We start from the raw sequence: 21,288 nt of genomic DNA, 5'->3' as shown, positions 1-21,288 counted from the left end.
CAAGCTGTTCATTTACCAAGCGATGGAGGGGTCAATCTTGGACGCTTACTCACAACCTCATTTTCGTGCCGAGTTTGCCGCTGCATTTCACCGCGGCGCTTAACGTGCGTTGCTTCGCTCCGCCGTTCTGACGCTCGCGAAAGGCGTTCCGTTACGAGCTAGGGGTAGTTCCTTCAGCAACCAACTAGCGCCCCGAAGATCGCGCAGTTCGGCGGATTTGCCTTCTACCAACACCGCGCGGCGGTCATTAGATGTCGAATTTTGTCCGGCCCGGTGGATCGTCATTACATCTAGGAAGAGTACATCGCCGGGATCGGCGACGACGTACTGTACCGGTTCATGGATCCGCTGATTCCGTAAAGACAGCCTGTCGTCGCTCGGTAGTTCGCCTCGCCGATGCGAGCCGACTACGACCTCTGTCGCTGCGGCTCCCGGACCCGTAGTGTCGAGGTAAAGAATTGCCGTCACCAGTCCGGGCCGGTCGTGACGATCGTGCGGCCAATCTTGGTGCCAATCGAGATGCGCGGTCGTGCCGGGCGGCTTGATGCGAGCGAAACTATTGTAGAGATTCACGTCCGGTCCCAAAATATCTATCATCGGCGCAACAATCCTGGTGTCTGTAACCAATCGGAACCAGAGATCGTCCGCGACAACGATGTCGCTGATCATCCAAACTCGGTGCGGATTGGCGCGAGTACCGGGCCTGCGCGGTTCCTCTCGGCGAAGACGGGTGCCGCTTGACAGCTCCATTGGGCCGACCACCAACCGATCCAGGGCGCAGCGAAGCTGGGCAACCTCGGCCTCGGCGAACACGCCGGGGACGAGTACGAACCCCGCCCTGCGGAACGCGGCGACCTGCGTTGGATTGAGTCCCCCGGGCGCCGCAGAGGCGGCGGCTTGGGTTACACTTGGCGATTCAACCATGCTCCGCCTCTAGCCAGAACTTGGTAGTCGGCACGGGAAGCGCCAGTAGCCGATCATCGCGGTCGAGCAGCAGGGCGGCATCGACCAGACGCGCAATGATCCGCGAAACACCTCGCCTTCCCCCAGCGGCAAGATATGCCGAAGGGCAATCTCGGCGGAGGGTGTTGGCCAACTGCTCTGCGGTTATCGGGGCTTCCGCCGCGGCTAGTACTTTGACCTCTCCAAAATCAAGTACGACCTCGGTGGAACTTGGGCCGCGGCTATCAGTAACGCGCGCCCGACCATCAGGAAACGACGCAACCGTCAACGTCGCGGCCGAGTTGCGCCAAGCCTCGACGGCGGCGAAAAGCGCACGCTCGGTTCCGGCGATGGCAGAGTCCCCTGGCGCAGTGAAGGCGAGGTCGTAGGCTAGGTCGCAAAGTTCAGCGTCGGGCAAATCCCAAATATACCGCGTGGCCGGCATCGGGCCGACGATCTGGATCCCGAACGCCTCGGGCGCGTCGAAGTATGGGCTGAAGCGCTGGAGACTGAAGCGCACCAGCTCGGGTGGCGGAAGGTGATGAACCACGGGCAACCAGCTTAGCATTTCCGCGTACCAGTCGGGGTCTTCGCCTGGCATACCGTAGAGCAGATTCCAGTGGGCGACGACGCCGAACTCCTGCGCGCGGCGCAGGAAACAGACGTTCAGTGATGCGGTCGTACCCTTGTCGACGGCACGCAGCACCTGGCTAGAGAGGCTCTCGATCCCAGGCTGGACATCAGTGACGCCGGCCGTAACCAAGCCCTGCATCAGTCGGCGTGACATCGCGGGGCCAACCTCGAAGAAAAGCCGCATGGGCGGGACCGCCGCGCCTACTGCCTTGGGCAGATCGCGCAGGTGTCGCTGGGCGATGATGTTGTCGGTGGCAACAAACAGCGCCGGGCCGTGCGCCTCGCGCTGATGATGGAGTTCGGCCACGACGGAAGCCAGCGGGCGCTCGCGCTGTCGCAGCGTTGTGCCATTGAGGCCGCAGAACCGGCAGTGGTGCCGTGTCGCCCACCAGCATCCGCGCGACGCCTCGAAAGGAAGACGCAAATTATCGAGATCCGGATTGCACGCAACCGCCGACTGGGCAAAGAAATCATCGTACGCAGGGATCGGATAGTCGGAGAGGTCGGTCACCGGAATCGGGGGGCTCGAAGTAACCGCGCCCGCCGCGTCTCGCCAGATGAGGCCCGGGATGCCTGCGGGGCTCTCCCCCGCCAACAGTCGGCGAACGATGGGAACGATAGTCGCGTCAGCCTCGCCGTCGACGACGCCATCGACAAAGGGGAAGTTTCGATGAAGTGCCCGGCCCATCGCCCCTTGGCAACCGGAGCCCCCAAAAAGTATTGCCAAAAGCGGAAAACGGGCGGCGAGCCGTTTGGCGAGCGCCAGCGCCGGCAGCGGCTGAAGCATGGTGGTCGTGAAGCCGACGACCCGCACCGCCGTCCAATCGATACGCTCAAGACAGGCGTCAAGACCTCCGTCGATCTCCGCCTTCAGCGCCTGCAACCGGACCATTTCCTCAGAACAAATGCCGTTGGCCGCGGCGAACGCTTCAAAGGTGCCGGATTTACCGGTCCGCGGCAGAAACGCCCCAAACACCGGCTCCGAGAACAGCCAGTCAGCGCAATAGTTATGGAACGAACAGAATTCAGAATAGCGATCCCAACCAATGCGGTCAGCGAAATCGATGTTAGCGTAGTAGGTCTTGGCGTCGATCCCGGCGTCGATCAGTTTGGCGCAGAGGAGGCCTGCTTGAAGGGAGGGTTGGTTGGTCAGCGCCCACGGCATGACCACCATGATGAAGTCGGCTCCGGACAGCGGCTCGCGTGCACCTACTCCGCCGCGCGGCATGATGTCGGCTCGGCAACGGGTCGGCGTAATCCCAACCAGAATTCGGGCATGCGTGGCACCGCGACGGCCACGGCCATTCCTCCACTTGTCCAGATGAGGCGGTTGTTCCGCAAGGATTGGACAATGTTGTCGAGTCCGGCCCGGCCCCCGGCCGCTAGATAGAGATCCGGTCGGCGGCGACGTACCAATCCGGCGATGGCGGTCTGCGCCACCGGTGACTCGAGGTTGCGGTAGACAAAGCTCGATATCTGGCAGAGCTGGTGTCTCCGCTCGGTGCAGCGGCTGTCGAGGATTTCTACCTGGTCGCCCGTTAGGATGGCGTCGAGCCTGGCGCCGCCGTTTCGGTCAGCGGTCCAAGCCCCAATGGCGTCGGCCAGCGCCTCCTTTGGACATTCGTCCGAAGAAGCGATCGGGGCATATTCGAAGTTGAGCGCTAACCCGTTCAGGGTCTCCGCATCGACCGGATAGGCGAGATCGAGCCCGCGCTGCGGCCCGGTCTGACGTAGGCCGAAGGCCTCCGGCTTTGCGTGGTACGGGCTGTAGCGCGCCAGGGTCAGCGGAATCAAGTTCGGCGGTTGCAGATGATGCAGCGACGTCATCTGATCAAGCATCGTCAGGTAGTCCGCCCTCCGTTCGCCCGGAATGCCGAAGATTAGGTTCCATAGTAGACCAATTTCGAACTCCTCGGCCCGGCGCAGGAGAGCAACGTTGTGGGCGGCACTGATGCCCTTTCCGATTCGCTCAAGGACGGGATCAGATAGGTGCTCGATCCCCGGTTGGCTGAACAAGTGGCAGACGCTGGCCAGGCGTTCGAGCTGATGACGCGGTACCGAGGGTGACATTTCGTAGAAGATCGCGGCGCCGGGGAGACGCGCTGCAATCACGGCCGGCAATTCATGAAAGAAGCGCTTGGGGATGATCTCATCGACTGCGATGAAGGTATCGACGTCGTGCCGGGCGCGCTGGGTGACCAACTCTTCCACGACTGCTTCGGCGCTGCGGTGGCGATAGGTCATGGTGGTGCCGTTTAGCCCGCAGAACCGGCAGTGGCGCCTCTGGCCCCACCAACAGCCTCGCGAGCCCTCGAATGGGATCGAGCGCATAAACTTGCTTCGAAAAGGCGACGCGTCAAGCTGGGCGAAATAGTCGTCGAAGTTCGGCAACGGGTTGGTGTCGAGCGCAGCGAAAACCGCACCGCCTTCGGTGCGATGGATGATCTCGCCATCCCGAAAAGCAATGCCGCGCATTTCTCCGATTGTCTCTCCGTCGAGCAGGCGCCGAAACAGGTCCCCAACCCATGCATCGCATTGCTCGGTGACTGCGACGTCGACACATGGGAATGCTTGCATCAGTGCGTTGACGGTTGCGGCCTCGCAATGCGCGCCCCCGAAAACGATGAAAATATGTGGGGCGACTGCCTTGAGGCGCCTGGCGACGGCGGCGGCCGCGGTGGTCTGAAGCATCGCTGTAGTGAAACCGACGATACGCGGATCCCGGTCGAGCACAGCCGCGACGGTCTGCTCAACGAAGAGGGGAACTGACGCGCGCAGGCGGCGCAGGGTTTCACGGTCAGCGCGTGGCACGCCGTCGTCGGAAAGCCTGCTGTAGAACAGCGGCTCGCACCCCTCGGGCTGGCCGAAAGCCGCGGCGGTGAAAACCCATTCAGCAAAAGGCCGGTGCAGATCCTCGGCGCGTTTATAGTCAGACTCACCCACGGCCTCGGCAAACCGCAGCACGCTATGATCGGTGTGGCACGACAACCCGGCCTGCTGCAGGAGCGCTTGGATCAGTCCGAGTTGCATCGACGGCCGCGTGTACTCGCCCCAAGGTGTGTTTACGAGTACGACGTCAGCCATCGGCCAAGACCCGTGATTCCGTCCCAATCGAGGAAGTCAACTGCGCGACCTGCAGTTTTCCTTCATCGAGCCAGAAGCCCGGCGCCTCCGGCGCGGCGAGGGCTAACAGGCGGTCGCCTTCCTCATAGAACAGACTGCGCGTCCGCATCTCTTCCAGGGTATCGGACAGATCGGCGGACGCTCGCAGATAGTCGGCCGGAAACCGCCTTCGAAACGCTTGAACCAGCGATTGTGGCCGCTGTGGCGACTCGCAGAACCGATAGAGAGCCGCTGCGGCGCGGCCGAAGCGATAAACCTGCGCGCTGCGCCCGCGGGTATCGGTAACGGTCATCCCAGTGGGCTCCAGCCGAGCGGTCAGTCGCGCTCCCGCGGCGTGAGCTTGCTGCCAATCAGCGACGAAGCCGGTGACAAGATTACCGGTCGGTGTTGGGTCGTAGCCGTTGGCATAGTCGAATTGGAAGTAGTAGGCGAGTTGCTCAAGGTCCGTGTCCGACAGACCGTAGATGTAGCGATAATCCTCGACCGGGCCCCTCACGATTATGCCGTTTTCGGACGCTCGGTCGTAATACGGAGCGAATCGCTGCAACGACAAGGGAAATGCCACGTCGGGCGGCGGCAGATGGTGCAGCCAAGGTTCAATCTTGGCAGCGGCCTCCTGATAGTCGGCTAGGCGCTCTTCCGGGAAGCCGAACAGATAATTCCACAGCGGGCTGATTCCAAACTCGAGACACCGGCGCAGGAAGCGCACATTGTTGATTCCGGTCGCGCCCTTGCCCATGCGCTTGAGAACGCTGGTTGTCAGATTCTCTAGCCCCGCCTCCAGTTCGTCGATGCCGCCACGAGCCATCGCGGCAAGCTCTTCGCGGGTCAGCGTGGCTCGCACGTCATAGAAAACGCGCACATCCGGCAACTCAGTCTCCAACGCATTCGAGAGTTCAGTGACCGCGTGCTCGTCCAAGATGTTGTCGGTCGCGGCGAAGTGCGAGATGCCGTGCCGATCGCGCAATTCGCGCAACTCGGCCACAACACGGCCGACTGACTTGGACCGGAACTTCATACCCGTGCCGTTGAGCGCGCAGAACTTGCAGTGACTGCGCGCGCCCCACCAGCATCCGCGCGACGATTCGAACATCAATAACGTCTGGATATTGTTGGCTAAACCTCTAACTGACAACTGCTGGAAATAATCGCAGAAATCCGGAGTGGGATTCTTCTCGATGTTCAGCACCATTCTGCCTGGGAGCGCGACGTGCGGGCCAGCCTCGTCGCGGAAGCACAGCCCGGGAATACCTTCCAGAGATATCCCGTTCAACATGCGCCGGAAGAGGTCCACGACGATTTCGTCGACTTCACCACGGACCACAACGTCGACATGCGGGAACAATCGATGCAGGGCTTCTCCCATTACGCCTTCGCAGTTGGCGCCACCCAGCACTACCTTCAGATGGGGATGCCTAGCCTTCAGCAATCGAGCAAAATTGAGAGACGCGACGGTCTGCATCATTGACGTCGTGAACGCGGCGACATCGTACCTCTGCCAATCGACCACATCCAGGCAGCGCGCGAAGAACGCTCCGGATTTGGCGCGTATCTGGTCCCAAAGCGCGCGCTCTTCCGGCGGCGCGCGTCGGCCGGCCAAGTAGGCCAGGTAATCCTTCGGCGCCCCTTCGCCCGTCAAGCCTTCGGCCAATACCCATTCGGACGCCATGACGTTTCGGTTCTTGGTCGCGTCATAGGTCTCGAGCCCTATCAGGTCGGCAAGCTCGAGATTAAGATACACCACGTCCGCGCCGATGCCGCCTTCTGCCAATTGCGCCTTGATCAGACCCAACGCTAACGAGGGCTGCGCCACGGAAGCCCACGGCATACAGACCAACGCAATTCGGTTCGGCTGCTGTCCGACCGGGGAGCCGACATGCTGGGCCTCAGACATGGAGGTGGTCCACTTTCCAATGCAGGATTGAGGGCTTGGGCCGCAAGGTATTCTCTGTTCGTGTCGGTGCGCCGGCATCGACGATGCTCCAGAAGTCGTCCGGCCGTTCGGGCACCGCGATGGCAACGAAGAGCTGGCCTTCGCGGAAAGCGAGACGCGCTTCAACCCAGCGTTCGACCCGGTCCGCGATCCCGGCTTCGCCCCCAATTTGGAGGTAAGCTCCTGGCATCTCCGCTCGCAGGGATGCCGCCAATTGATCGACGCGCTGGGGGCACTCCATTAAACGATAGAGCCTAGCTTCGGCTCCGGTCAGTCGGTGCGCTATCCGCTCGCCAAACCGAGTGTCGGAAATTCGAACCTCCCGCCCGGTCAGCCGCGCCACCAATTCCGCCCGGCCCACATAGTAGGCCTGCTGCCACTGCGCCGTGAACCGACCGACCAAGCGTCCAACGACTTCCGGATCGTAACCATCGGCGTGCGCGAATCTAAAGTAGTATGCGATCCGCGATATTTGATCCGGTGCCAGGTTATAGATGTACTCGTAGTGCGGCAGCGGCCCTCTGATTGTGACACCATACTTCTCCGGATGATCGAAGTACTGGCTGAAACGCATCATGCTAAGCCCGAATCCGACGTAGGGCGCCGGAAGGTGGAAGAGCGCGGGCGCCGACCACGCGATGATGGCGTCGTAGTCGGCCAGAGTCTCGCCCGGGAAACCGTAAAGATAGTTCCACATCGGCCAAATGCCGATCTCAGCAAACATGCGCAGGACGTGAACGTTTCGAATCGCGGTCGTGCCCTTCTTCATCAACTTCAACAAGCGCGTCGAGAGCGACTCGATTCCAGGCTGCACCTCATCTATTCCGGCGCGCTTGAAACTTTTGATCTGCGCACGGGTCAGGTTGGCCTTGACGTCGAAAAAGATGCGCGCGTTGGGTATGCGCTCCGCGATGCGGGTGCAGAGTTCTTGCTGACTGCGGAAGTCGAGGATGTTGTCTGCGGCACCGAACCACGTCACCCCGTGGCGCTCGGCCAGATAACTCAGTTCATCTACGAGGCGCTCCGGCGACTTCGCTCTGTATTCCATGGAACTGCCGGTGACGGCACAGAACGTGCACGGCACCTTTTGTCCGTACCAGCAGCCGCGAGAACCCTCAAAGACGAGATTCACCCGGATTTGTTCGGCGAACGGGGTCATGGCAAGCTGTTCAAAATAGTCGTCGTAGTCGGGGATCGGATTCAAATCGAGGTTCTTGAAGACCGGCGGCATACTCGATACATGGACCGCGTCGCCGTTGCGGACGCAGACGGGCAGCCCGTCAAGCGGATGATCGTCGCACAGGCGCTGGAACAGCTCAGCAACAAAGGCGTCGCAGTCGCGTCGGACAACCACGTCGATAAATGGGAAATTCTCAATCATAGCGGCGCCCATCTCGCCTTCGCAATTGGCGCCGCCAAAGACTACCTTCAGCTTCGGATTGATCTCTTTCGCGCGTTTGGCGATGGCAAGAGCCGACACCGACTGGATCATTGAAGTGGTGAAGCCGGCGACCTTGTACCGGCGAAAGTCGATCTTGGCGACACACTCGTCGACGAATGGCGCTGCCGCTGCTTGGACCTCCGCCCACTCAGCGATTTCTTCCGCCGAATAACCCAAGCTCCTTATGTAGCTCAGGAAATCGGAGCGCGGACGAAATTTGCCGAAAGCCGCCTCCGCGAAGATCCACTCCGACACCATTACGTCGCGGTCCTTAAGCGAACGGTAAAGGTCGACGCCGAGTCGCTCGGCGAACCGCAGATTAAGATACTCAACATCAGCGCCGAGACCGGTACGCGCCAAAATCGCCTTTATGAGCCCGAAGGCGAGGCTCGGCTGCTCAAGAGAGCCCCAAGGCGAAAATACAAGGACGACCTCATTCGCGTTGACCGAACCGGCGCGTTCAGCGCCCTCCGGCATCGCGAGGCGCGCACCGTCAGCCACCGGCGATCCAACGGCCATAAAACACCGCGAACGGAAGGGCCTGCTCGACCCTCGGCGCCATAGCCGATCCGGCAGCGTACTTCGACATGGTCGAACCTGCGGCGAACTTTGACATGGTCGATCCCGCAGCGAATTTCGACATGCTCGATCCTGCAGCGTACTTCGACATGGTAGAGCCGGCGGCATACTTCGACATCGTCGATCCCGCGGCATACTTCGACATGGCGGCGCCGGCCGCGTACCGCTGCGAGGCATCGTCCCCTGGTGGGCCCTGGGCCACAACTACGGGCTGATCTAACTTACCGTCACCCACAAAGATGTTTATGACCGTCCTTGGCGCCGGCCCCGTCGGTTCCTCAGAAGGGGCTTCGGTCGGTGCGGCCCTGTGCGCCGACTCGACTAGGCCGGCATTTTCGGCAGTCAGAATGATGCCCTCAATCTCATTATCAGGCACCCGGAATTGATCCAACGCCGCTCGGGGTATGTTAAAAATCGTTCCGTCCGGCGCCGTAATTAGGACGCCGGACACCGCTGCCTCGCCGCCCTCGTGATCGCTGTTGGCCAAGTGATCCCCCCAATTTGATTTGGGTCGATATAAGCGAACTACTCAAGGTGGGAATCTACGAAAACACGCTCGGGTTGAAATCATGCGTCGGGGAAGCTATTTCGTCAATGAGATTCATGAGCCGGAAACTTGGATTTGTCGGGGCTGATCCGGCCCGGGTGAGGAAATACGCGAAGCATGACCACCATGGTGCTGATACCTGCAAAGGATGACGAGCGTTGGGCCTCCGTGCGGACATTCATTGTCGCGCATGGTCGGAACAATTTGGGCGTCGGGGCTGTCTGGATCGCCGACAATCTGATTCCCGAGGGTGGTTTCTTGTTGGCGCTATCGGACCGCGGCCGATGGGTCGCAGTAGGCACCATCATCGAAGTCTGCGATACGGCGCTGAATTCTGCCGAACTTTTGGTTTTGGCCGTTGGGCCAGGTGAGAATGCGGCAGCCGCACTACTCGAAATGGTGAGCGAAGGCGAGCGACTTGCCAATGATGGTCCACGCGCAGCGCTTGAGATAGCGTTAACGTCCGATCTGGCATCCGCAGAAGCGGACCTTCGCGACCGCGGCTACCGCGGCGGTTACAGTGTTTTTGAATTGCGACGACCGTCGACTGATATGACCAGCGCCGATATCTCAGGCTATGAGGTCCGCGACCTGAGCACCGGGGACGTTCCCTCGTTCTATCGAGTTGTACGGGAAGCCTTTGCCGGCATTCCAGGCGTCAGCATCCCGAACTTCGCAACCTTCGGAAATACCAACCTCGCTCACGACCCGCCCGCGCGTCTGTTCTTCGATGGGAACCACCTAGCCGGCTTTGTCCGCGTTTCCCGTGGAACCGCCGGCGTTGGCCGGATCGAGTTGCTGGGACGAAATCCTGCTTATCGCGGCACCGGACTTGGCCTACAATTGCTGCGTGAGGGCGTGGCATGCCTGCGCGCGGTCGGATCGCGCGAAGTCTCCTTGCAAGTGTCAGGAGCCAGCGAACGTGCGCTCTCTCTCTATCGACAACAGGGGTTCCGATTGGTTCGCGAGACCCCCGTGCTGCTGCGAATGTTGGACTGTTAAGTCCGCAACGGCGGACTGGCTGAATGCGCGATCTCGGTGCAAACCACCACGTTGGGCGGCGATGGTCACATCAAAAAACGCACAGGCCAGGTGCAACTCACCAGAAACTCGCCGGCTGCGTTGGTCCAGTTGACTCGTACAGCATGATGAGGAGAGGGGACATCGGCCCGGGTGAAGCCTTTCAGCAGGGGACCGAAATTCCGGCTGGACACGCCCGGATCGGCCGGGAAGGACGCGAGGTGCACGCGCGGTATCTCTTCCGTACGGGCCTCGAGTTGGTCCGTCAACTCCGCGCGGGCATAACGCGGTTGGAGGTCCGGACGCTGCTGGACGATCATCCCAGTGATTCCGTACTTGCCCAGCCGCACGCGATCCTGATTCCACAGCGGCAGAGGCCCGACACGGGGATCGACGAATTTGGCGTCGATGGCCGCTCCAATCAGATCTCCGTAGTCGAGCGGATCGCCGGGCCCTTTTGCCAGAAACTGGTCGAGATTCAAACCAGGCGTAAGGTTGACGACCTGTGTCGGCAGGCCCGACGCTTGTCGTTGCCTCAAGTCGATGACAGCCGGCTCGCGCCCATGGCTGCTCCAGGTCGAGAAGTCTCCCACCATCTGGAATAGCGGGTTGATGTCGGGCAGCCCGTCGTCGTTGACGTCGGCTTTGTTACGTTCGATGCGCACCCGAACGCGGGTGTAAACCCAAGGCTCGTCCAACACGATCACCCGCAGGACGAAGCGACCTTTGGGCTTCGGGTCCGAGTCGAGATCCATGATCTCTGCCGCAAGCACCGAGCCGATGCCTTGGGGAGCGGCGTTCGCGAGTCGATGGGCGACGGGCTTTCCCGGCGTAAAGATCGCCACCGAGACCTTGGCCGCCTTATCGCGCGTGGCCAACATCACCGGGGCCACCACGGGCGGCGCCGCAACCAGCAGACCTTCGTCGGCGCTGGGCGGAGTCAACCAGGCTCGCAATTCCGCTTCCAGCTTATCGCGTGCGATTTTTCCGGGCTTGGGGACACCACCGCTGGGATCGGCCACCCGCAATCGCTGATAGCCGAACCATGCCCCGAGCTCGCCCTTGACGGAGTAGGCCTCCGGCGGAGCAGGGTCCTCGTCGACGAACGGATTCTCACCGACCTCGACTTCGATACGCAGGCGGTCGTTGTCGAATGGACCGTCAGGACCGGAGGAGTCTTCGTCGCCCTCGAGCACAAAATAGTGTTCCGAGGCATAGCTTTCGACGTGCCACCAGCCGGGCCCGGCCAAGCCATCGGCTCCGGGCTGGATGGTGCCCACGAGCACCGGATTTCGGCGCTTCGCTTGCAGACCGGCGTCCGCCGAACCAAAGGCGATGACCGCATTCTGCTGCAGCCTATCGTTCAGCAATTTGGCAATTTGGTCGTTGAGCGCCCGCAACGGAGTGCGCAGATCAAGCGGCAGTCGGACGTTGGGTGCGCCGGCACGGGGCTTCAGTTTGATCGGCGTCGCGGGGCACCGTCGCGACGGCAGCAGATAGAACCGCCGGGTATTCGCTTGGTCGACTTCCGTCCAGTTGGGATTCCAGTGGACTACGTCAGCTTCGATTTGACGAGCGACGGTCGAGCCGTCGTCGAAACGGTTGCGCTGTTCGAGCACGTCCTCGCCGGACCGGGCCTGGACGTCGCCCCGCTGTCGCAGACGCGCACCATGGGCGCCCAAAACCACGCCGGGACCGCCGGCTGCCCAAGCGGGTCGCGGCGGGTCGAAAACGCTCTCGTCGATCTCGAATTCGTTGTCGTAGCGGGCGTCGTCCAGAACGTCGATGACATAGTGGTCGGCCGCCTTCGACTTGCGGAATTGCGGAAAAGGGAATTGGTGAACGTCGAACCGCGACGGGTCTTCTCTCGGCGCTCCTGGATCGGCCGCGGGATGGATCTGCTTGCGCAGTTGCAGCGAATGCACGCGCTGACTCCAGGCGTCCGGCTCGAAGATCGCGACTCCGAACCCTTTGGTCGTCGCGAAAAGCCCGGGGGTGGCCGCGAGGAGACCTTTGAGGGCCTTCGAAAGGTCCGCCGCCAAGCCGGCGGCGAGCTTGTCCACGTGATCGAACAAGGGACTGGTGACGATCCCCGTCGCGTTACTGTGCACGTGCGCCACCAACGCGGACATGCGGTCGGCGACGTCCGGAAGCAGCGAGCGCACGGCGTTGCGCAGGCCGAAGGCGTCGCCGGGTGTGAGGTTCGCCACCTCGATATTGCGTAGCGTAGCGCCCGAAGCGATATCGTTGACGACCTCGGCGAGGAATTCGGCGAATTCAAGCGTCGTCTCGCCGTCTCCGATCGACGGATGCGGGCGCAGCGGCCGAAAAGCAAAGGGCACGTAGTAGAGATCAACCACTCGAGCGACGGCGGGGCGCGCCGTCGCGGGCTCAAACAGGAACGGAAGACTCGCGCCGAACAGCCGTTCGAGCCGACGTGGATCCTTGATCTGCTCTGGGTCGGCCGGGGTCGGCGGAGGTGGCGACGCGAGCCTCGGCGTCGACGGGGGCGGAGGCTGTATCGCACGCAGCCAGTCGAACCGCTCACGAAGTGCCGTCTTCACACTGAGCGAAAGGTACCTGGCTAATTCGAGCGCGGCGGCGTCATGCAGGTCGGCGAAGGCGTCACCTCTCAATTCGGGGTAGGTCGCAGCGACCGCGTCCTTGTCGACCTCCATCCCGAAGCCCGGCGTGGCCTCCGGCCGAGCCGGATCCACAATGTCGCCGGGTACGATCGCGTCGACCGGCCGCGTCAATCGCAGCCCCAAACGCAAGACGTCGCTCTCGTCGGTCACGATCGCGGCCGAGGGCAGATCGCTCCAGCCGTCCGGGCACGGGATCGAAAGCGTCAGCCAAGCATCTCCGGTGCCGTTGGCGTACCCATGGATCGCCGTCTGGAAGTCGCTCAGAGGTTGACGAAGAAGATCTCGCAGGACTTGAAAGCCGGCGATCGCGTCGGCCGCCACGAGTGCTCGCTTGTGTACTCCCACCTTGGCCATGCTGCCGGTGATCGCCCCACTGTCTCTCGGGGAGGACGCGCCGCCGCCCCGCGGACCGTCGGCCTCGAAGGCCCACCGCTGCAGCACGAGCTCCGCGGCGCCGCGATCTATGGCCGCCATGAGGTCCGCCAGCGGTTCGTAGATCGCGCGTAGCGCCGTCGGTCGCACCTCGCCATTCTCGGCGGGGGCCAGCGCATTCTTCAGGTATTTGCGCGAGAAGGTGAGTTCAAAGGCGGCCAGCGAGGAATTGAAGCGCCACCCCATGAGCGCGACGTTTTGCCCGTCGGCCCGGAGCGCCGCCGTCGCGGGACTCTGGATGTCCGTGGCCAGCGGTAGCATCAACTTCGGGCCCTTTATCGGAATCCGCTGGGTGTATTGATGCTCGACGTAGCCTTCGAGGTCCCACGGCAGGTGCGGCGTAAGATAGTTGATGTAGCGCAGCGACTCCGTCGCCAAGCGCTCGGCCTCGCCGGCTCGCTCCTCACCCCGCGCGTCCTGGGTAAAGAGGTGCGACAGGAAATAACCGAAGCAACGGCTGTCCTGAGGCGGCGCAGCGCTTTTCCAGGGCGGCGTCATCGTCTGATAGCCGGTGCTGGGCATCGGCACGGCGGCATCGGGATAGGTCAAGAAGGTCACTACTCGTCCGCTGACCGTCAGGCGCGATGCGCGGGTCGCGACGTCGCGTGCATCGCTCGAAAGAGCGAGCCTCAGCTTGTTGAAGTCGCCGAGATGGGCGATGACGTCCGAAGCGGTGTGAAGGGGCGAAGGGTCGTAGGCGAGTTCGAATCGATCGATAAGACGATCGGTCGAAGCACTGAGCCGGCTCGTGAAGGCGCCCTTCAAGATGCAGAACGGCGGCCGCTCGGCGCCGCCGGCTTGCAATGCGGCAAGGCCTCCGAGAATGCGATTGAACAACGGGTTCGGTACCGAACCGACGGGCAGCATCAAATCCACCGCCGCGCCCTGGTCGATCAAGTTCTTTCCGCCCGGCGCAGGCGCGGATAGCCGGTTCACCAAATCGGCGAGCCTCACCGCGGGCAGTACGCGGTCGACGATCACGGCGCGAAGATTTCGATCGGCGACGGCAACGTCGAGGACTTGACCGCCCAAGTCCCAAGCCTCCAGCCCATCCGGTCCGGTGACCGTGAGCCATAGCTGACCGCCCGCGGCGTCGCGACCGGACCCAAGCGCCTTGAAGCGCGTCTCGATCTCGCCCTTCTCGTCAGGATGAAGCTGTGTGCCGACGACAAGCTCGAAGAGACCACGAGCGCCGCCAAGCGTAGCCGGCGTCTGGATGAGCAGTGCCGGCACGACCATGCGTTGGTCAACGGTCGAACCGGCGAGGGCCGGGCGCGCGAGCTCGTCAATCCGCAAACCGAGCCGAGGCCCCGTTATCGCCTCGAGCGTTTCCCCGGTCTCGGGAGCGCTCCAGCGCGGCGACAGGTCGACGGCGTCGAGCAAGCCGGACGGGACGGCATAGGCAACCGGAAGACCGCTGGGCGGCCGCCCTGGGGTCGTCTCCGACATCTTGGGCGCATAGACGAAGAAGCCCTTGGGACGATCCGCATCGCGCGCAATCGTCGCCGCCTGCGGCGCGGCGGTGGCGGCGTCGGCCGCAAGCCCGCGCACGGCGCGGATCGCCTCCAGCGATTCACCCTGTACCCGGAACACCGCCGAAGCGTCGCTCAAATCTGCGGTCATGGCGAAGGGCAGTTCCAAGACTTGGCCCATAAGCGATTGGACGTTGGTGCCGAAACAAGGCCAATTCCGAACGGCGCCTCGGGTGCCGTCCGGATCAAGCACCATGAAATTTCCGCTACCCGCGACCGCTTTCGGCCACCTCAGACGCTCGCCGAACCCGTAGAGCCGACCCAGCGCCTTCCGAAATTGGTCGTCGTCGGTGCCGGTGATCTGAGCGCAGAGTTCCTTCCAGATCTTCAGGTGATACGAGACGGCCCACGGCGGTCGGGCCGCACTACCCAAACCCAGCAGCCTGACCGGATCGACGTCGAGAGAATTCAAGTCGTGAAGAAATCGCGGCGGCAAGATCGGCCGAGGGTCGTTTGGCGGCGATGGATTCTGGATCGCACGTTCCCATAGCGCGCCATAGATCGGCGGACCCCCGCGGGTTTGCGGCGTGGAGAGGTAGTCGGCGATCTGTCCGTCGGTCAGCGGTGTGGGAAAGGTCGGGGTGCCGAGCATGGCGTCAAGGCCGCTTAGCAGTCGGTACGCGGCGGCCTCCGACGCGGTCAAGCTGTTAGCGTCGTTTCTGTGTAGATTGATGACTCGCGTGGCAAGGGCGACGGCCCAAGATTTCAAATCGCGCTGAACACCAGGCAAACGGCCGGCATCGATGTTGAGCAGATCCGCATATGCGCGGACCGGCGGCACGGCGAAGTTGACGACGGCGAAGCTGGGCCAATCCGACACGGGAAGAAGCAGCGGCGAGTTGAGGCCGCCGGCGGGATCCTGCTGTTCGGTCGGGATTTCCCAGGCGATGTCCCGAGCGCCGCTGGCGCTATTCGGTTTCCAAGAAAGCCCCAACGTCGTACCGGGCGGAAACGGAACCGGCATGGCCGTATCCGAGATCTTCTTGACGAGCGTCGGATCGAGGGCGTCCGTGACGAAGACAATCCGATGGCTGGTCAGGTCGCGCCCTTCAAGACGGAAGTATTCTTGGGGCGGTAGCGGGTCCGTATCCGGATGCGTCGTTAGCGCCGGTTGCAGGACGCCGAAGAGCTTCCCGGCCAAGTGCGGATAGGTCTCCGCGTCGCGGACAGGAGCCGTCGGGCGATAGGCCGCCGGGCAAAAGATGTTCAAACCGACGTAAAGCGTGCCCATGGCTATTTAGCTCAGCAGGAGTTGGCCGGAGACGCCCATCGAGACCTCGCCGGAGACGGAGAAGGTCCAACTGCAAAATCCGCAGCCGACCCGGACAGAAGCGGAGTAGGCGGCGCCGAGCGTCGCATCGTAGCTCAGCGCGCAGGAGCCCCCTGTGACATAGCGAATGGTGCAGGCGACCGAGGCCTGCACCGAAACGCGGAAACTGGCGGACAAAATCCAGACATCGATGCCGCCTTCACCGTAGGCCATGATGCCGATCACGCCCGTGATTTCGATGCTGTAGATCGAGGATCGCAGGAGGGCGAATGGATCGGTAGTCGAGGAGCCGGCGGGGATTTGCAGCGTTATCCGCCCTTCGACGATGGCGAAGACTCCGATGCCGGCTCGGACCCAGGCGACGGAATTTCCAGCTCCGAAGTAATAGCCGAAGTAGAATCCCATACCGATGCCGATCGTCAGCATCTTATCGCCGCGAGCGACCGAGGTCTTCTTCTCGATGTAGAAGCCGAATTTGGCTTCGTAGCATCCGACGGGGACGCTGAACGAGCGGAACCAATCGTAACCGACGCTCGTCCGCCAAGGGAAGCCGACGTCGATCAGAAAATCCCAATTGACGCCCCACTCAAGGGCGAATTCGCCCGACTTGAGCGCCCCCAACATATTGAATGCGGGGATGCGCAGGTTCGTCCGAAAGCGGTCCTCGGCGCGGCTGGGCCCAGGAATGTAGGCGAGTTCGATGCTCTCCTGTCCGAATACGCTCTGCACCCAAGGGGCGTAGAGCCGAACCCCATAGTAGTGCTGGTCGTGAAGGACCAACGAGCAGCGGGTGAAGAGCTCGCCCAAGCGGAAACTCATTCCGAAGAGCCAACTCTCCCTATCGAGAAGTTCTACGTCGCGGAAGACGAGCGGATCCGAAGCGTTGGGATGCGGATCCATCAGGTGTGAGAGCATTCCGTCGGGATCGCTGGCGCCCGGGTTCTGCTCGAGCAGATGGTTCAAGGCGGCCGCCGGCAGCGACACATTGTGGGCAAGGAGCAGCCAATAGAGTTGGAAAAATCCGCCCGAGCCTCCGTGCGTGTGACTGTCGTAATAGGCCACAAGGCCTTTGCGAAGGTTCTGTTGATCCGACGCGCCTGGGTCGCGCGTCGGATGCAGCAACAGGAGGTCAAGCCGGCTGCCGGGTGGGGTCGGCGACCAGTTGAAGATCCGGAGCTTGAGATCCTCCGCGAGGATCGAGCCGGCGTTTGGGTTGGCCGGAAGACGGGCGCCGGTCTTCACGAGATAAGCCGGCGAAATACGCAACTTCGCGATGTCGATCCGCAGGAAGCCGAAAATATTCAGCGAGATGTCGCGACCGTCGAGACCGGAGATTCCCAGGTAGGCGTCATCGGCGGTGCCGCCGGCCACCCGGACGGCCAAGGACAAGTTGAAGCTTAGGCCACGTGCGTCGATCAAACCGAAACTGGGAGACTTTCCGAAATCGACGTGCAAATCCATGTAGGCGAGAAAGACATTCGCTTGCGGGGTAACGTCGAGGCCGGTAAGCCAGACATATCGGCTCTTGAACGAAGCGAGCGCATCCGCCTCGTTTCCGCGTATGTAACCGAGGCCTGTGGGCACAAGCTCCACACCGAAAAGGTTCATCGCGCGAGGCTTGGGAAGCGCGAAGCTCAGCGCCGGTAGGTCGAACGCCAAGTTGCGCTTCGTCCCCACTTCGATCTTGTATCCCTTCAAGGTCGGAAGCTGGATGCGGAAATCTTGAAGCGTCAGGCGCAGGTCCGCATCGGAAAGGTCGACAAGGAGATTCAAGCCCGAGGGCTTCTGCAGTCGCAGCCCGCCGTCGATGTCGATGCTGGTCGACCCCTTGCGGCGCGTCACGCGGAGGCGGCTTAGTTCGAACTCCTTCACGAATGCAAGATCGACGTCCATCACGAACGGCTGCGGGAAGAATGCGGAGAACACCAGGTCCTTGGGGCCGTCCGGTTTGCCGGCGGGCGCCTGAAGGCCGCCGTGAATGACAAGCTTGGGGAAATCCTTTTGTCTTCCCCAGACATCCTTCGGGTAGATCTCCACCTCTATGTCCGCAGCCGCCAGTTGAGTTTGGCGGATTCGGACGTCGAACTTGGTCAGCGCAAGCTGAACATCCCGGACCTGCCCCGGGTCGTTCGACAGGTCCTTGCCGTTCGAGTTCTTGCGCAATACATGCGCCCAGACGTCGAGGTGAGGTGGCTGGTCAACCGAGACGTTGGGCCGACGTCCCCCGACCGCGATATAGTTGGCGGCGATGTGGTCGAAGCCGACCAGGTCTCTGAGCAGAAGGTCGCGGCTGATGTCCGCCACCGGTCGGACGAGTAGGACTCCGACCCATGTCGGATCCTTGAGATCGGGGTCGAGATCATCAATGAACGCCTCGATGATTCCGTCGGCGTCGAGCGGCGGGTCGCCGATACCGCGGAAGGGCTGCACGCCCAGCGGGTCGGGGCGTTCCGGGCCGCCATAGCTATGAACGACCTCCCGCAAGATCTCGGGAAGTCCCCGCTTTCGGGAGACCTTGACCAGGATCGTAGTCTCGTCGTCCAGGAAACACGTCCAGACCTTGTCCGTAAAGGCACAGAGGTCGAAACATTGCTGCCAGAGAGCGTCGACCAGCTTCTCGTTGACGACCCGCACGATCGGAAAGCGCTTCGTGCGGAGGATGTATTCCGGCGGGTCCGAGGAGATGTCGCTAAGCCGTCGCAGTGGAGGATTCAAGAAGGCATTGAGGGCCGCGAGCAACCGTTCTGCATCGGCCTGGGCGGCGGGCTCGAGCAACCGGGCGTAGACGTCGTGAGTCAGATGCGGCCCGTAAATCGAGCGAATCGTTGCGATCGCCGCGTCGGTCGCGTTTTCATAAAGATCGGCGATCGTAGTCCAGTTTTCGTCGACCCCCTGGATGATCCCCTGCAGCATTCCTCCGGCGGGAATATCGAGAACTTTGAGGATGTCAGCGACGTCGTTGATGCCAAAGAGTGCCTGCAGCAGCGAACCGTCGCAGCCGAAACGAAGAATGCGACGCATAAGATCGTAGTTGGCGGGTGCCCAGACATGCTCGAAGAGAAGGCCCATCTCGGGCGACGGCGTGGTCCAGTCGTCGTCCAGTTCTTCGGGCGGCAGTCCGGCAAGATAGTCGGCCATCGCGTCGGCCGCTTCGGAAGTCGGCGCGATGTCGTCCAGATTGTCGCTGGTTCGAAGATAGTCGATCGCTGCTTCGAGCATCTTGAGCGCGATATCGTCTTCGAGCGTAGCGGCGCGCCGCGGAATTCCCAATTGGTCTCGCAACCGACTTACCGCCGGGTCATTGACCAAGGCGCGCCACTTCTGCTCGAATCTGCGAAAGACGTCGTAGCCGGCCCCGTAGGCCCGATTGGACTGGTCGCTGAGTGCCTTCACAGCATCCGAGACCGGGCCCTCTTCGCCCCCGAAAACGAGATGCGACTGATCAGGTGAATCCATCAGGAACGTACGGGCTATCCGCACGGCCCGCGCGCCCTGCAGATCGGGCCCGATGCGTCCGGTTGCCTCCACGTCGGCGATGGTCGGGACGCGCTCAAGCAGTCGCTGAAAGGCTTGACTCTGCGAAGGTGCCAGGCGCAGCCCATCGACGTGCCGCAGCTCGCCGATCTTCGACGTGAATAGTTTCCTCAAGTTCGCGTCGAGCAGACGAACGCGTTCGCTGGTTCGACTGAATATCTCGCCTAGGCCCAGCATCTGCCCGACGCTATTGATCCGGTCCGGGCCGGCAAGATTTGCGACGGCGAACGCGGTATCGATGGCCGGCAGGGCAAACGAACCGGCGCCGGGACGGCCGAGCAATCTGTAGCTGCCGATCGGCGACGGGGCAGGTGTGAGCGGGCTGCGCCGAGCGGGCGGTTCCGGACGGACATCGCGCTCTTCGCGCAGAGCCACGATGTCCCAATGGCCCGCATCCGCGAATTCAAGGTGTGTGTGCTGGAAACGCGCTTGCCCATTGATGTTTATCGGCTCCGACGTCAGAAAGACATCGTCCTGTCCGGCAAGAACGGTCGTGAGCTTGCGCTGCAGGCGGACGCCTCGCGAGAGGCCGTGGACTTCGCGCGGCGCCTCGCCCGACAGTGGGACGCCCCCCTTATCGATGAAGCAGGGCCGCGACAGGCTGTTTTTCGGCGCCGCGTCGTCGGCGAACGCGGCGTAGAGTTTGCGTGGATCGAGGCCGCGGATCTTGGCCGGCTGTCGCAGCATCGTCCCGTCCGGGTTGCCGATGACGCCCGCCTGATTCGTCGAGTTCCAGAGATCGATGTCGGAAGTGGGTTGGACGGTCTGGGTGGTCCCAGGTCGCAAGGTGAGCGGCAATGGCCCATTGAGGACGAGCGCGATGGGATAACCGTTCTCGTCCTGGTATCGCAGGGCGAGAACCACCGGGTCCGCGGAAAAGGCCTCGGATCGCTCCCAAGTCAGCGCGCCGTCGCCGACTCCCGAACCTGCGACCTTGAGCCGACCGTTGGCCAGCGCATGCTGGAAGAGAAACTGGTTTTCGCCGTCGCCCACGGCCGACGTGTCGAGGATGTCGGCATGCAGAAACACCGCGCCGCTGTCCGGCGCCGCGTTCAACTCGTAATTCGTGGCATCGACGGCAAGTCGATCGATGGAGAATAGTTGCTGCGGCTGAAACGCGCGAGGCGGGCGCGGTTGATATCTGAAGCTATCGAACCAGATGAGCTTGAACCCCGCACCGACCGCCGGCCGGTGCAGCGGCCGCGACTGACGGATGTCTATCTGAATGACGGTGGCGCTGCTGGACGACAAGTCGACTTGAAGCCACCGCGCCAAACGCCGATTCAACCAAGCGAATGCCGCGCCGTTGCGATCCACGATCTCCAAACCGAGCGACCGATCTGCGGAGATTTGTAGGACCGGGCCGGACAGCGTCGGTGCCGTGCCGTCAGGCAACGCAAGTGAAGCCGTGAGATTGGAAGCGGCGGTAGTTGCGAGGGTCGCGCAGGATCCCGAGATCGCGATGGTCCCACGCCAGGTCAGATTCATGGTGACGTCGCGCAAGACGCCCTGTACAGCGAGTTGCAACGTCTTCCGAGACGAATTCAATGTGTAAGAACCGCGGACGGCCGTTCCTCCGATCGTCGGCAGAGGCTGATTCGACCCGTCTTGTAGATGGAGTTCCGCGCCGAACAGGTTGAGGATCAGCATCGGTGGA

Annotated in this window: 9 protein-coding genes; 1 reads left to right on the top strand and 8 read right to left on the bottom strand. The window is 62.3% G+C overall.

Going from position 1 to position 21,288, the window contains the following annotated elements:
* Positions 1-99: 99 nt before the first annotated feature.
* The 6 genes from ACQR2C_RS14545 to ACQR2C_RS14520 are packed head-to-tail and all read right to left on the bottom strand — an operon-like array spanning position 100 to position 9,138.
* Positions 100-924: a phytanoyl-CoA dioxygenase family protein gene (locus tag ACQR2C_RS14545; RefSeq protein WP_434881451.1), complete on the bottom strand. Its 825-nt coding sequence runs from the start codon at positions 922-924 to the stop codon at positions 100-102.
* Positions 917-2,749, bottom strand: a complete 1,833-nt coding sequence (locus ACQR2C_RS14540; RefSeq protein WP_434881450.1) for a RiPP maturation radical SAM C-methyltransferase — start codon at positions 2,747-2,749, stop codon at positions 917-919. The genes ACQR2C_RS14545 and ACQR2C_RS14540 overlap by 8 nt, the downstream gene beginning before the upstream one ends.
* A 35-nt stretch (positions 2,750-2,784) precedes the next feature.
* Positions 2,785-4,659, bottom strand: coding sequence for a RiPP maturation radical SAM C-methyltransferase (locus tag ACQR2C_RS14535; protein WP_434881449.1), 1,875 nt, complete (start codon positions 4,657-4,659; stop codon positions 2,785-2,787).
* On the bottom strand, positions 4,652-6,592 hold the full coding sequence (locus ACQR2C_RS14530; RefSeq protein WP_434881448.1) for a RiPP maturation radical SAM C-methyltransferase: 1,941 nt from the start codon (positions 6,590-6,592) through the stop codon (positions 4,652-4,654). The genes ACQR2C_RS14535 and ACQR2C_RS14530 overlap by 8 nt, the downstream gene beginning before the upstream one ends.
* A complete protein-coding gene (locus ACQR2C_RS14525) occupies positions 6,585-8,573 on the bottom strand; it encodes a RiPP maturation radical SAM C-methyltransferase (protein WP_434881447.1) in 1,989 nt (662 codons plus the stop codon). The genes ACQR2C_RS14530 and ACQR2C_RS14525 overlap by 8 nt, the downstream gene beginning before the upstream one ends.
* On the bottom strand, positions 8,566-9,138 hold the full coding sequence (locus tag ACQR2C_RS14520; RefSeq protein ID WP_434881446.1) for a hypothetical protein: 573 nt from the start codon (positions 9,136-9,138) through the stop codon (positions 8,566-8,568). Before ACQR2C_RS14520 ends, ACQR2C_RS14525 begins: the two co-directional genes overlap by 8 nt.
* 177 nt (positions 9,139-9,315) lie before the next feature.
* Here ACQR2C_RS14520 and ACQR2C_RS14515 point away from each other — a divergent pair, with 177 nt between their 5' ends.
* A complete protein-coding gene (locus ACQR2C_RS14515) occupies positions 9,316-10,200 on the top strand; it encodes a GNAT family N-acetyltransferase (protein WP_434881445.1) in 885 nt (294 codons plus the stop codon).
* 65 nt (positions 10,201-10,265) lie between these two features.
* Here ACQR2C_RS14515 and ACQR2C_RS14510 read toward each other — a convergent pair whose 3' ends face one another.
* Both ACQR2C_RS14510 and ACQR2C_RS14505 read right to left on the bottom strand, forming a co-directional pair.
* A complete protein-coding gene (locus tag ACQR2C_RS14510) occupies positions 10,266-16,058 on the bottom strand; it encodes a hypothetical protein (protein WP_434881444.1) in 5,793 nt (1,930 codons plus the stop codon).
* A 6-nt stretch (positions 16,059-16,064) separates the two neighbouring features.
* Positions 16,065-21,281: a hypothetical protein gene (locus tag ACQR2C_RS14505; RefSeq protein ID WP_434881443.1), complete on the bottom strand. Its 5,217-nt coding sequence runs from the start codon at positions 21,279-21,281 to the stop codon at positions 16,065-16,067.
* Positions 21,282-21,288: the final 7 nt, after the last annotated feature.

This window comes from Bradyrhizobium sp. HKCCYLRH3061, from assembly GCF_051168015.1.
Taxonomy (GTDB): Bacteria; Pseudomonadota; Alphaproteobacteria; order Rhizobiales; family Xanthobacteraceae; genus Bradyrhizobium.
The sequence above is the reverse complement of the archived record's forward strand: the minus strand, read 5'-3'. Positions and strand labels throughout refer to the sequence as shown.